This is a genomic window from Psychrobacillus lasiicapitis (assembly GCF_006861795.1).
Taxonomy (GTDB): Bacteria; Bacillota; Bacilli; order Bacillales_A; family Planococcaceae; genus Psychrobacillus; species Psychrobacillus lasiicapitis.
Genome location: NZ_VDGH01000002.1, coordinates 1 through 13,081, shown reverse-complemented (window position 1 = coordinate 13,081; position 13,081 = coordinate 1). Strand labels below are relative to the sequence as shown.

General features: G+C 36.9%; 11 protein-coding genes. All 11 read right to left on the bottom strand.

Features of this window, described 5'->3' with window-relative positions; genetic code table 11:
• Positions 1-736: 736 nt before the first annotated feature.
• Positions 737-1,777 carry an LCP family protein gene (locus FG382_RS03045; RefSeq protein WP_229677272.1) on the bottom strand — a complete coding sequence of 347 codons (1,041 nt, stop codon included), beginning with the start codon at positions 1,775-1,777 and terminating at the stop codon, positions 737-739.
• Between the two features lie 80 nt (positions 1,778-1,857).
• Complete coding sequence (locus FG382_RS03040; RefSeq protein ID WP_142537423.1) at positions 1,858-3,078, bottom strand: glycosyltransferase family 4 protein; 1,221 nt, start codon at positions 3,076-3,078, stop codon at positions 1,858-1,860.
• Between the two features lie 13 nt (positions 3,079-3,091).
• Complete coding sequence (galU, locus tag FG382_RS03035) at positions 3,092-3,955, bottom strand: UTP--glucose-1-phosphate uridylyltransferase GalU (protein ID WP_142537422.1); 864 nt, start codon at positions 3,953-3,955, stop codon at positions 3,092-3,094.
• Between the two features lie 150 nt (positions 3,956-4,105).
• Entirely contained in the window at positions 4,106-5,170 is a 1,065-nt protein-coding gene (locus FG382_RS03030) for a glycosyltransferase (RefSeq protein WP_142537421.1), read from the bottom strand.
• Positions 5,167-6,282 carry a glycosyltransferase gene (locus tag FG382_RS03025; RefSeq protein ID WP_142537420.1) on the bottom strand — a complete coding sequence of 372 codons (1,116 nt, stop codon included), beginning with the start codon at positions 6,280-6,282 and terminating at the stop codon, positions 5,167-5,169. The genes FG382_RS03030 and FG382_RS03025 overlap by 4 nt, the downstream gene beginning before the upstream one ends.
• Positions 6,279-7,574, bottom strand: coding sequence for an oligosaccharide repeat unit polymerase (locus tag FG382_RS03020; protein ID WP_229677273.1), 1,296 nt, complete (start codon positions 7,572-7,574; stop codon positions 6,279-6,281). The genes FG382_RS03025 and FG382_RS03020 overlap by 4 nt, the downstream gene beginning before the upstream one ends.
• A gap of 255 nt (positions 7,575-7,829) precedes the next feature.
• A complete protein-coding gene (gene wecB, locus FG382_RS03015; RefSeq protein WP_142537418.1) occupies positions 7,830-8,894 on the bottom strand; it encodes a non-hydrolyzing UDP-N-acetylglucosamine 2-epimerase in 1,065 nt (354 codons plus the stop codon).
• Positions 8,891-10,483, bottom strand: a complete 1,593-nt coding sequence (locus FG382_RS03010) for a 7-cyano-7-deazaguanine synthase (protein ID WP_170206437.1) — start codon at positions 10,481-10,483, stop codon at positions 8,891-8,893. The genes wecB and FG382_RS03010 overlap by 4 nt, the downstream gene beginning before the upstream one ends.
• A gap of 14 nt (positions 10,484-10,497) precedes the next feature.
• Positions 10,498-11,913, bottom strand: coding sequence for a lipopolysaccharide biosynthesis protein (locus FG382_RS03005; protein ID WP_142537416.1), 1,416 nt, complete (start codon positions 11,911-11,913; stop codon positions 10,498-10,500).
• A complete protein-coding gene (locus FG382_RS03000; RefSeq protein ID WP_142537415.1) occupies positions 11,914-12,645 on the bottom strand; it encodes an acyltransferase in 732 nt (243 codons plus the stop codon).
• 12 nt (positions 12,646-12,657) lie between these two features.
• Positions 12,658-13,081, bottom strand: a 424-nt coding sequence (locus FG382_RS02995) for a UDP binding domain-containing protein (protein WP_280525880.1), incomplete at its 5' end; no start/stop codon positions are given.

The following is a 13,081-nucleotide window of genomic DNA, read 5'->3' as shown; positions in this document are numbered from 1 at the left end:
TGTTCCTCCTTGAAACCTGTGTTTTCTCCATTTTAATGCACCAATCCCCATAAAACAATCCAACTAATGTAATTAAATCCAATGTCATAGAAATGTAATATATTTAATAGAATTCTGTCATAATGTCTGCTGACTGGATTTCTAGCGTAACAAGATTCTAAATCGCTGAAATATATTTCCAAAAGTACTTGTAAAAATTAACACAATTTAGGTTGACTCAGGGCCAAAATTTTCCAGCTCATACCCTTTAGACAATAAAGTATGAGTGAATCTCGAGAAGAGGTTCCGCAAATCGCAAGATAGGGATTCCCAATCACAAGTTCCTCTCTGGGAATAACAAGATAGGAACTTGTAACCGCAAGTTCCACCTAGAATCGCAAGATGCACTCTGAGAATCACAAGATAGGGATCCCAAATCGCAAGTTCCTCTCTGAGAATCACAAGATAGGGACTTGTAACCGCAAGTTCAACCTAGAATCGCAAGATAAGGGTTTCAAATCGCAAGATGCACTCTAAGAATCGCAAGATAGGGGTCCCAAATCGCAAGTTCCTCTCCGAGAATAACAAGATAGGGACTACTAACCGCAAGTTCCACCTAGAATCGCAAGATAAGGGTTTCAAATCGCAAAATGCACTCTGAGAATCGCAAGATAGGGGTCCCAAATCGCAAGAACCTTTACTCTATCGACTACTATATTTGCCCACAAAAAAAACAGCCCATTACAGGCTGTTCGTTTTACTGTCCTATCGTTAAATCTGAGACAGTTTTTGTTTTAATTTCACTTTGTGCGTTTTGACCAAAATCATCTAGGTTAAGCTGCAGTTGTTTCTTCACTTCTTCCAGCGACTCTTCGTCTATCAGGAAATAAGAGGTTCCTCTTATCATGGTGTCCACACCTTCTAGTTGAAGCTGCTCGATTGGTGATGATTTGATGTTTTGATAAGTCTTGATCAAACCAAAATAATCCGAAGAAGGAATATTTGTTTTGACGTTATTGCCGACGTCTTTAATCATATCATCAATGTTGGCAATGTTGCTTATGCTTGTCGCTTTGTTAATGATCTCTTGTATAACTTGTTTTTGTCGAATATTACGTCCGGCATCCCCTTGAGGATCTTTTTTACGCATACGGACGTAAGCAAGCGCTTCGTTCCCGTTTAAGTACATGGGACCTTCTGTATACTTCTTCCATTTTAAACTACCTGTCAGCTGAGCGCTGAAAGTAAATGGAACATCTACATCGACACCGCCTACTGTATCTACGATATCTTCAAATCCTTGAAAGTCTGTTGAAACATAATAATCGATTGGAATATCTAATATTTCTTCCAATGTATTGATTGTATAGTTAATCCCTCCGAAAGCGTAGGAGTGATTAATTTTAGTCTGGTATCCTAAGTCAGGCACATACACTCTGGAATCTCGTGGAATACTAACCAACGAGATTTTTTCTGTCTTAGGATTTATTGTTGCTAAGATTAAAACATCTGCTCGACCATATTTTGCTTTTTCTTCATTTTCGATACCTGCTAATAATATGGTAAATGCAGAGTCTTCTGCTTTGGCACTTTCGATCTTGTTTTCTGCCTCTTCTGTTGGATTTGTATCCTTTTCCAAGGGCTCGTATATTTTATTTATTGCATTTTTTGTCTGAAGCGATAGATTTGTGGCAAACACAATAACTCCAGAGAAAAGAACCATCGAAATAATAAGTATTGTATATAAAATTTTTCTTCTCGTCTTTGTTTTTCGCTTTTTTTGACGTGAAGTAGTCATAATACTTCCCTACTTTACTGTTAAAATATAATCTCACCAATTATACATAAATTTTTACTCGATGTATATGGAAAAGACCATTACTTCTTCGTAAGGTTTTGCAAAAGATCTTTGACAATAGAAACCCAGCTATACTCATTTAGCGCAAGTTGTCTTCCGCTTTGTTTCATTTCTTCCCTATTTTCTTCATCCATTTCGACAAACTGGAACATGGTTTCTGCGATAGAATCGACATTTTCCGGTTTTGCGACTAATCCAATATTGTTATCAGTCACGATTTTCGCACTCTCTCCTTTTCCACAGTAGAGCACCGGAACACCAGAAGATGCTGCTGGGAAAATTTTGGATGGGCGTGCGCCTTCAAATAAAGCAATATCACGTAATGGCACGATACTTACATCTGTCACCGAAAAGAGCTTTGGCATTTCATTTAAAGGTAAATGGCCTAAAAAAGTTAGATTTTGCAGGCCTAATTCTTTCGCTAGCTGATGAAGTTTTTCTTCTTCTGGGCCTGCTCCCGCGATTAAAAAATGTGCGTGGGGAACAGTTTCCTGCATTTTTTTCGCTGCATGTAATATAAACTCTAATCCTTGTGCATAACCAAGATTACCACCATAGGCAAAGACAAATTTATCCTGTAAACCGAATTTCTCTACATATTCTGCATTTTTTTCAGCTGGTTGGAAAAAGTTTGTGTTTACGCCATTTGGTAAAACAAATACTTTCTCCTCTGGCTGCGAGTGATTAATAATATACGATTTAATACCATCTGTAGCAGTAGCAATTTTCCAAGAATGTTTGTATAAAAACGACTCTAAAATCTCCGCAAGCTTTATAAAAAACTTATTTTTTACAAGTCCTAGCTTCACAGCAGATTCCGGCCAAACATCTGCCACGTTGAATACAAACTTCGCTCCTTTTAGTTTGGCACTAAGTAGGCCAGTTAACCCTAAAAAGATTGGCGGAGAGTTTACAATGATAACATCCACTTTTCCTGCTTTCATTAGCCCGTAAAAGGAGCTAAAAGTGAAGGAAAAATAAGAGACTAATCGTTTATAGAAAGTTCCCTTTTTCGAGGGATAAATCCAAGTTCGATGGACAGGAATCCCGTCCCATTTTTCAAATTCATATTTTTTCCCTTGATACTCATCCGGAATAATTCCATGCGGATGATGAGGAAAAGCAGTCACTACTTGAATATCATGCCCTTGAGCGAGTAGTTCCTTACTAACCTCATATACTCGGATTTGTGGAGCACCTGTTTCAGGTGGGAAATGTTGACATAAATATACGATACGCATAGCTTTCACCGTTTTAATCTTTCAATTTATTCTTCAAGTACGCAAGTAACGGCTCTCTTAAATTGTCCCGTTTTAATGCGAAGTCAAAAGTTGCTTGTAAAAATCCAAATTTGTCTCCAACGTCATATCGTTTACCTTCGAATATGTAAGAGTAAATAGATTCTTTTGCTAACAATGAATCAATTGCATCCGTTAACTGGATCTCACCTTTTGCATCAGGTTGTACCTTTTCTAGTTCATCGAAAATGGCTGGTGATAAAATATAACGACCTACAATCGCTTGGTTAGATGGTGCATCTTCAATGGAAGGCTTCTCCACTAAGCGCTTCACTGTAAACAAATTATTATCTGATTCACTATATTCAACGATTCCGTATTTATGAACGTCTTCGTCTGGAACTTCATTGACTCCTAAAATACTACTTTCCACTTCTTCGTACTTTTCAATCATTTGTTTTAAAGCAGGTACTTCTGCATCGATAATATCATCCGGTAGCAGAACAGCAAATGGTTCGTTGCCGATGAATTTTTTCGTACATAAAATAGCATGTCCTAGTCCTAGTGGTTCCTTTTGACGCATATAATGAATGTCCACTAAGTTAGAGATATTTTCAACTGTCTCTAGTAATTCATGTTTCCCTGTATTTTTCAATAGAAGCTCTAATTCGATTGATTTGTCAAAATGGTCTTCCATCGATTTTTTGTTGCGTCCAGTTACGATAATAATATCTTCAATTCCCGAAGCAATTGCTTCTTCAATAATGTATTGTAAATTTGGTTTGTCTACGATTGGTAACATTTCTTTTGGTAAAGCTTTTGTTGCAGGTAAGAAACGCGTTCCAAATCCTGCTGCAGGAATGACTGCCTTTTTTATCATATTCCATCACCTTTCGAATTATCAGACTGTCTTGAAAACGCTTTTCAGTCGAGGCACGCAGAACGAGGCGGAAGCGAATTGAACTAAAAGTTCATGAGCTTACAACGATGTGCAAGTAACGAAGAATGAAAGCGTTTGTCAACAGTCTGATCAGTATTTTTCATACAATGAAAGCATATAATGCGCATTATCCACCCAGCTATAATGCTCTTTCACATGAGCTACTCCGGCTTTTCCCATAACAGCTCGTAAATCGCTGTTTCTCGCCAGTTTTTTAAATGCCGTTGCTAGTTGGTCTGGACTATTTTTATCGACCACGATGCCAGTAACATCTTGAACGACTACTTCTGGTAAGCCGCCGACATTCGATACGACAACCGGTACACCACAAGCCATACCTTCCACCGCTGCAACGCCGAAGCTTTCACTGTCCTCTGTAGATGGTACAGCAAAAATCGACATTTTACGAATAATAGCAGGTACTTCTGTATTTGGAACTTTTCCAGTAAATGTAGTAACGTCTGCTATTCCTAAATCTTTTGCTAGTTGCTCATACTCGGCTCTTTGTGGTCCATCACCTGTTATGAGAAGCTCAGAGTTTGGAAACTCTTTATGGAATAAAGCAAAGCCTTTTACTAAATCAGCAATTCCATATTTATCTTCTAACGCTTTGACCGTTCCGATAATAATTTTATCATCGGTCTCTTGCCCTTCTGGGGCAGGATAAAATTGCTCGATATCTACTCCAAATGGTGTAACTTCTACTTTTTTATTTGTATATAGATTTGTTTCTTTCGCCATGACATAGCTGGTTGAAAAAATGGCTGTTGCTTTATCTAATGTAAATTCAATCAGTTTTTGATTGAGCTTGCTTTTTTTAGGAACGACGAAAATGTCTTTACCCCAGACGGAAACGAAATACTTTTTGTAGTTAACCATCGCACCTAATAATCCGTAGCTGGATACATAATGTGCGTGTAATACATCTGGATTCCATTCCTTTAGCATTTTTTTCAAACCAGGTGCCGCTGCTAAATAGGAAGCTTTGCTTGGAAGTAGTTTTGGTAGGATCTCCGTTGGTACGAGTTTAGCATTGTCCTCCGAATAATGATCTTTGAATGTATATACTTTTACCTCAATGCCTTGTGATTGATAAAACAATGCCCATTTTTGCGTATGGATTGATCTGCTTGGGGCTAATAATGCAACTTTCATTGTTGACCTCCTATAAGCGCTTGTGCAGCTTGTTCGGCACGTTCGTTCCATGCATGCTGCTGTAAAAATGATTGCTCGATATTTCTTTTATACGTTTCAAAATGTGGCTGGATATCTTGCATCCCTTGGACAAGGCTCGCTGCATCGTCTTCGGTGATTACTCCGTAAGGACCTGACAGGATAAAATCTTCTTGTGCAGAACAATTAGTCGCAATAATTGGAAGTCCTGCTGTTAAATATTCTACTAACTTGATAGGAACCGCAAAATCGTTATAAATCGATCTTTTTCGCGGTATAAACGCAAAATCTACTTCTGTATAAACTTGCTGAAGCTCTGCACCACTTACATGCTTCAAATCGATATACGGTTTTGCTAGTTTTTCTTTATCTGAATCACTAAGCTCTGTATATTCATCTTCTCGACAGACGATGACTAGCTCACCTTTTATGCCGTCTTTATTTAGCAATGCAAACGATTCTACTAAAGTAGGTAGACCGTAATCATCATTATTAATACCACCAACGTATATGCCTTTAAACGGCTTTCCGATAGCATTACTATTCGTTTTGATCTCCGTGAATCGTCCTCCAGGAGGTAACGCCATTTTAGCTGTGTTTATATTCACATATTTGCCCATCGCGTCACTCGGTAAAAAGATAGTATGCATATATTTGCCGTAAAATTTTTCTTCCTTTTTATAAATAGTTTGCATGATGAATTTTTTCAAGCCCTTTAACGAATACAACTCATCGAACTTCCAATAGACATCACGATAAAAGACGCCAATCGGGACATGATGTTTCTTTAAAGTTTGAAAAACATCTTTATCGATTTTCCAGTCTTTCGGTATATGTCCAGGATCAGTCAGCCATAATGGAATCGTTTGGTTTTCTGAGTAACAGAATAATGTCTGCTCGTATTTTTTCTCTTCTACTAATTTGTTCCACTGCTGGCGACGTTCCGTACTCGTTCCAGATATAATGTGAAGCTCTAGGTCATTTTTTTTCGCGTATGCTTCAAATGCTTTGATCATCTCCACTGGACGAATCGCGGAACCACTTTTTGGATTCGCTGCAACCGTAAAAGGATAATAAATAATGATATTTTTCATGCCTTCACTCTTTTCTTCCTGATATTCATGACGAAGCGCCAAATGATGTGAAAATATCCTTCTAGTACGAACAATCCACCTAAAACAACGGTTAACATGATCCAAATCGGATTAAAGAAGAAGTCAGAAACTCCTCCAACAAGCGTTCTTGGAATGTTAATCGTGAAATAAATGAATAATGCAAGGACAACTGGTGTTTTCGGTAAACGTAAAAATACAATATAAAGTAATTGGATGACGATGGCAATGTAAATAATTGCTATAATAACGCCTAAATAACCAAAAGAGGCAAACGCTTCACCTAAGAATATCGTGTTTAGCACTCCGCCAGTACCTTTATCTATATTTTCTGGGAAGACATTTTCCATTACCATACGCGCGGAACGAACTTGTTCCACATCAAAGATTTTAGCGATAAAGGAAGGTAACCCTTTTACTTCCAGTAAAGCGATAGAATGAGAAAAAGTATCCAAATGTAAAAAGAATGGAGAAATTTGCGCTAAAATAATTCGACCGATTGGACCAGAATTATATGACAAGAAGCTTTTTACTTCTGTCACGCCTTGAATAGCAACATACATAACCACTAATAGGCTACTACCTGCTAATATATATCCGCTTATTCTTCTCCAGTTCAATTTTAAACGCCCCGTATACACAGCTGCGAGTAACAGCATAATGATATAAAAGAAAATAGGCGATTTAGCTAAATCATAAATGGAAATTAACACAGAAGAAACAAACAGCATGAAGAATACTACTTTCCAATATAATGCTTTTGATTGCGTAGCATACACAAAAGCAATAATGGATAATACAGGAGTGAGAGCAATCCCGAATATATTACGAATATAGACGGAAATTCCGCTAAATCCTCTAGCTGCATCGATTCTCATCTGTGCAAGATCTTTCACATTTCCTTTTAGCAGCTCGAATATTGGAACCGTATTCGTTTTTAATAAGGTAAAGGCAACTGCCAAAACAGAAATGGCAGCAAGTGCCGAAAAAGCAAGTCTAAAAATACGTTGGTTCTTATCTACACTTGTACGAACGGGTTCATGTAGGTAACGATCAAATTCTAATGGTGCATTAAAACCTAAAATTCTTCCTACAACCAATTGCGTAAGTGGGAACAAAATCATTAATATCGTCAATAAAACAAATCCAATGATTCGATATTCCTCATGGTCCATTCTTTTGATCATATAGTAATCATCTATTCCTAAAGCTATTAATAATCCGCCAATATAACTGGAGATAAGGAAAGAATAATAATATATAATGGTAATCATATTTGGCTTTACAAGAGAAAGGCTTCCAGAAACCTTCTTAAAAAGGTATGTGGAAGCCACCACAGTAAAGAGCCATATGCTAAAAATTAACAATGCTCACACCTACTTTATTTTCATCAATTACGTCTCGGCGTAATTGTGCCTAGATTTTAACGAGATCGTGGCCTTAGACTGCATTCCTTAATCCCTCAAAAAAATCTGTGGCATCCGCCGGAGGCTTCCATTTAATTCGGCTGGGGTTTGCCCCATGCCGAATTAAATAGATTTTTCCTTCAGTAAAGCTAATACTTTCTCTGCTGTTTTTCCGTCTCCGAATACAGGTGTATAAGAAGGCGAAACTTGTTTTTGTACAGCTTCTACAATTTTGTTTGTATCTGTACCTGTTAAAATATTTGCATCCTCGATCAATGTTTCAACCCATTCCGTTTGGTCACGAACAGTGACACAAGGAACTTCTGCAAAATATGCTTCCTTTTGCACTCCGCCAGAATCTGTTACGATTTTCTTTGCACTTGTTTCTAGTGAAAGCATATCTAAATATCCGACTGGTTCGATAACTTTTAAATTAGGAATTTGATCCAGCTTAAAGCCGTAATCCTCTAATTTTTTCTTCGTACGTGGATGGATTGGCCATACTTTTGTTTCTGAAATTTGACTAAATGCATCTAAAATAGATTGCATACGATCTACATCATCTGTGTTTTCAGCACGATGAATCGTGATTAATAAATAATCTTTTGCTTTTAAATTTTCACGGTCTAAAATAGTGGAAGTAGATTCTGCAAGTGTTTTATTGTATAAAACTGCATCATACATAACGTCTCCCACATTATAGACGCCATCCGTGATATTCTCGTTTGTTAAGTTTTGGATAGCTGTTTCTGTTGGACAAAGAAGTAATGTTGATACATGGTCTGTTAAAATGCGGTTTACTTCTTCTGGCATTTTCTTGTTAAAGCTTCTAAGTCCCGCTTCGATATGAACAATCGGAACATGTAATTTAGCCGCGGCAAGTGCACCTGCAAGTGTAGAGTTAGTATCACCATAAACTAGCACATAATCCGGCGTTTCAGTTAAAATAATATCTTCAATTTTAGCTAACATTTCACCTGTTTGTTTACCGTGATTTCCTGAACCAATTCCTAGATGGTAATCTGGTTTTGGAATATTCAACTCTTCAAAAAAGATATCCGACATATTGGCATCATAGTGTTGCCCTGTGTGTACGATAAGCTCTGTCACTTCTTCGCGGATTACGCGGGAAACTGCTGCAGCTTTTATAAATTGAGGTCTTGCTCCTAATATTGTTAAGACTTTCATTTCGCCAGCTCCTTCATCATTTGAATCATATCTTTGGCTATAAATGCATTTATATTATATGGGTGTGTATACTTTGTACCATTTCTTTTAAAAGAAAGAGATTGTTTATATTGTTTATAGGTTGGATAGATTCCATACCATTCCATAGGTTCTTCGAAATATTGTCTATACAATTTTCGTTTACGATACACTTTCCTTAAAAGAGGGTATAATACGCCATATTTATTTTTCAATGAATTTTCAGCACCTGGTTTTGGTGGTAACGGATAAAAATCGGGATACATTTTATGTAATGCGAAGTCATACAAATACTTTTTATATTTCAAATCAGCAGGTATCTTACTAAAGAAGTAAATTAACCGATCATCCCATAAAGGCAGCGTCCAATCTTGATCGAAATATTCATACACTCGAACAGAGTTAATGATGAATTTAGCTTGTCTTTCTTTCCAGTTCCATTCATCTATTATAGAAGTTACTCGTTCATTCGTTAGTGTTTTGTAGGATGAGACGTCTTTTGTTACCGATTTACCGATATCGCTAGTTGTATGGCTTAGCCCGTTTTCTAATTGCCATAATCGAAAATGCTTTGGAATTATGAAGTCCACTACTTCCTGTGAAGTAAATTCTTTATCTAGAATTGCTTCATAAGGCAAATGACTGCCCCCTAAAAAATCGAGAGAATGACCAGGTATGAATACTGCGTTTTCCAAGCCCTCTTCTTCTACCAATAATTTTGTGCTTGGGAAGTCCTGCAAGTGGGCTACGGAGGTTCCATTACACGCATACACTACGTAGTCTTTCCAAAGCTTCGATTTATATAATTCTTCCCACATTGCCTTATCGTAAGCAAAGTACTTCCACTGTAAGCCTAAACGGTCGGCAATTTGTTTACTAACCGTCGCTTCTCCATTTCCTGGTCTGCCATATGTAAACGTAATAATAGAATCAGAAAGACCTTTATCCTTTAATAGTAAAGCGACGATTCGAGAATCATACCCACCACTTAATGGGAGAATAATTTTGCGTCCGTCTAGTCTTTCTACTAAATCGTCGAATATATGATGTAGAATATGAGCTAACTCTTCAGCAAAATTATCTAAGGAATCCTGATCCTTTTCTGTAACGTACGAGTAATAGCAATACTTAGAAGCATTTTCTTTTAAATGAACAATAGAGGCTACCTCAAGTTGATACCATCCATCAAATAATGTTTTATCACCGCTCACAAAGCCAGCTAATAAAAGTTCTTCTTCCGAGTCTTTGCGAATAGACATTGATGGTTTTGGTTCTATAAAATCTTGCACGATCCAACTGTTTGTTTCATGTTTCGAATAAAATAATGGAATGGTTCTTTTCTTATCTGTAACCAAAGTAGTTTCGTCTTCCGTTTGTAGAATAAGCGCAAATTCACCATTCCACTTTGTAATTTCTTCAGATGACGCTTCTTTCACTATATCTACAAAATTTTCATGGGTGACATATTGATTTTCATAGTAGAAATAACCTCTAAAAAAACCTTCATACCCAGCGCCTTGTATAGGATAAAATTCTTTATGCCTAAGGTTAAGTTTACATTTGTTCGCCATGTCTTTATCCCCCATTATTTTCTTTTCACAAAATATTTGTCCATTCGAACGATCAATACTAGGATCATGAATACAATCCATACTCCTAAGATTAGCCAACTATTTAAATTCTGTAATTGAATATATACAATTGACAGGGTTGCTGCTATTAGCCATACAATGGTCCAAGCCATTTTAAACCCTGAAAAAGGCACGTAATATAGTTTTTGACTTTTACGGAATACCATAAATAAGGCTAAGAAATACGCTGCAATATAAGAAATGACAGTTCCCCAAATAGTAAATTGTGGAACAAACACAAAATTCAATATGATCGATACAGCTGCAGCAATTCCAAATGCTATAGAAATATGTTTTGTCTGTTTAGAGTAAAATATCCCTGTGGAAACAATCATATAGTAAAAACTTAAAAATGTTGCAATGGATATCGGTGCTACGTATTGAAAGGCAATTCTAAAATTCTCTGGCATGACTAGAATAATCCATGGCATAAAGGTTGCTAAAGCTAAAACTCCAAAACTACCAATTAATAAAAATGCCGCATATAAAGTAGCAAATAATTGGGGGCTATCTTTTTTATCCTTCAATGACATAGAAAATGGTCTCCAGGCTAGCTGTATCCCACTAGTCAATAAGGTGATAAAGGTTGCAAACTTAATAGCTGTCCCATAAATCCCCACATCGTCTAATGTCCCATAAGCTCGTATAAAGAAGTTATTGGCATTAGCAATAATCCAAAAGGCTAAAGATGCAGGCACTAACGGAGCTGCGTATACTAAGATTTTCTTTAAGATAGCCTTATCAAACAATGGCTTCAAATATACTCTAACAGGTTTTATAAGAACTAAGACGATCATAGCTACACTGAGTAAACGAGCTACAAGTATACCTTCTAAAGAAGTCCAAACAAACATCAAGAAAAGGACGGAAACAACGGCTATTAATAGCATTTTTCCGATTGTTGTAAAGACCACTCTTTTAGTATGAAACTCATATCTTAGAATAGTTAAAACTAGTGTAACAATTGTATCTAAACCTAGTGTACCTAGAGCAATATAAAATAGCTGAGAATAACCCGATGATTCTAAAATTAAAGCAGAAAGCCAATCTCCACCGATTAAAAACACGACAAAAAGTAAGACAACTATGGAGAGACGGAATGTCATAACCGAGCGCACATACTTTTCACGTGTTGCTTTATCTTTATACTCGAAATAATAAAAAGCTAAAGCAGAGTCAGTTCCGAATATCACTAGGAAGGTAAGCATAGATACAGTCGTATCTACCATTTGAAGCAAACCAACTAGCGATGTATCAACTAAATAATGGGCGTACAACGGAAAGAGGATAAAAGCTATTAGTTTCGTGCCTACATTCATAAATGCGTAAAGGAGCGAATCCGCTCCTAAACGTTTTAGCTGAGAAAACACTTAGAGAAGTTCCTCCTCAGGTACATTTTTCATAAATTTTGCAGGGAACCCTTTAATCAATGTTTTTTCTTCTGTATCTTTTGTTACTAACGCGCCAGCAGCTACAAATGTTTCTTCTGCTACTGTAATTCCTGGAAGGATAATAGATGCCCCGCCAACTCGCGCTCCTCTTTTCACAGTTGCACCTTTGATCTTGTCAAAACGAGCTTCTGTTCTACCCATGAAATTATCATTTGTTGTTGTCACACAAGGTGCGATGAACACATGATCTTCTAAAGTAGAGTGTGCTGTAATATAAGAGTTCGATTGAATTTTCGTACGGTCACCAATTGTTACAAAGTTTTCTACTGTAACATTGCGTCCGATTATAACGAAAGATCCAATTTCTACATCTTCACGAACAGTTGCTAAATCAGCAATTAATGTACTTTCTCCAACTATTGCTCCACGGTAGACAATTGTGTTTGCTCCGATTGTGCATTCTTTGCCTAGCTTAAGCGGAGGAATTTCTTTTGTAATTTGCATCGTACTAGTTTTTGCTGGTTTTGGTTGTTTTCCAACTACCGCTCCATCATCAATTGTCGTACCATCTCCAATAATAGAGTCAGCATGGATTGTTACTCGATTACCAATGCGAACATTGGCACCAATTTTTGCCCCTTCTTCTATTACAGAAAAATGACCAACTGTTGTATTTTCTCCTAGTTCAGCAGTTTCATGTATAAAGTTCATATTAACAGCCCCTTACAGTTTGATATAACGATTTGGCATTTCAATACCTTTGAATGCATTACGCGTATCAAAAATTACTTTTGATTTTTGAGCGATATTCGCATAGTCAAATGCAGTATGGTCTGTCGCTAAAATAACGATATCTGCCTCTTCCAATAGTTCATCTGTTAATTCAGTTGTTTCTAATGTTTCGCCGTTCACTCTGAATTTTTCTACATGTGGATCAACTGTTTTGAAATCTGCACCTTGTTGGATTAATAGTTCGATTAATTTTAATGATGGAGATTCACGCATATCATCGATATCTTTTTTATAAGCTACGCCTAGTAAAAGTACTTTTGAATTACGAAGTGCTTTTCCGTCATCATTTAAAATTTGCATTGCACGGTTAATAACATAATCAGGCATAGAGTTATTAATTTCACCAGCAAGCTCG

Excerpts from the sequence above, each read along its gene's own strand:
- FG382_RS03045 (WP_229677272.1), bottom strand. The coding sequence starts at position 1,777 with ATGACTACTTCACGTCAAAAAAAGCGAAAAACAAAGACGAGAAGAAAA.
- FG382_RS03040 (WP_142537423.1), bottom strand. The coding sequence starts at position 3,078 with ATGCGTATCGTATATTTATGTCAACATTTCCCACCTGAAACAGGTGCT.
- galU (WP_142537422.1), bottom strand. The coding sequence starts at position 3,955 with ATGATAAAAAAGGCAGTCATTCCTGCAGCAGGATTTGGAACGCGTTTC.
- FG382_RS03030 (WP_142537421.1), bottom strand. The coding sequence starts at position 5,170 with ATGAAAGTTGCATTATTAGCCCCAAGCAGATCAATCCATACGCAAAAA.
- FG382_RS03025 (WP_142537420.1), bottom strand. The coding sequence starts at position 6,282 with ATGAAAAATATCATTATTTATTATCCTTTTACGGTTGCAGCGAATCCA.
- FG382_RS03020 (WP_229677273.1), bottom strand. The coding sequence starts at position 7,574 with ATGATTACCATTATATATTATTATTCTTTCCTTATCTCCAGTTATATT.
- wecB (WP_142537418.1), bottom strand. The coding sequence starts at position 8,894 with ATGAAAGTCTTAACAATATTAGGAGCAAGACCTCAATTTATAAAAGCT.
- FG382_RS03010 (WP_170206437.1), bottom strand. The coding sequence starts at position 10,483 with ATGGCGAACAAATGTAAACTTAACCTTAGGCATAAAGAATTTTATCCT.
- FG382_RS03000 (WP_142537415.1), bottom strand. The coding sequence starts at position 12,645 with ATGAACTTTATACATGAAACTGCTGAACTAGGAGAAAATACAACAGTT.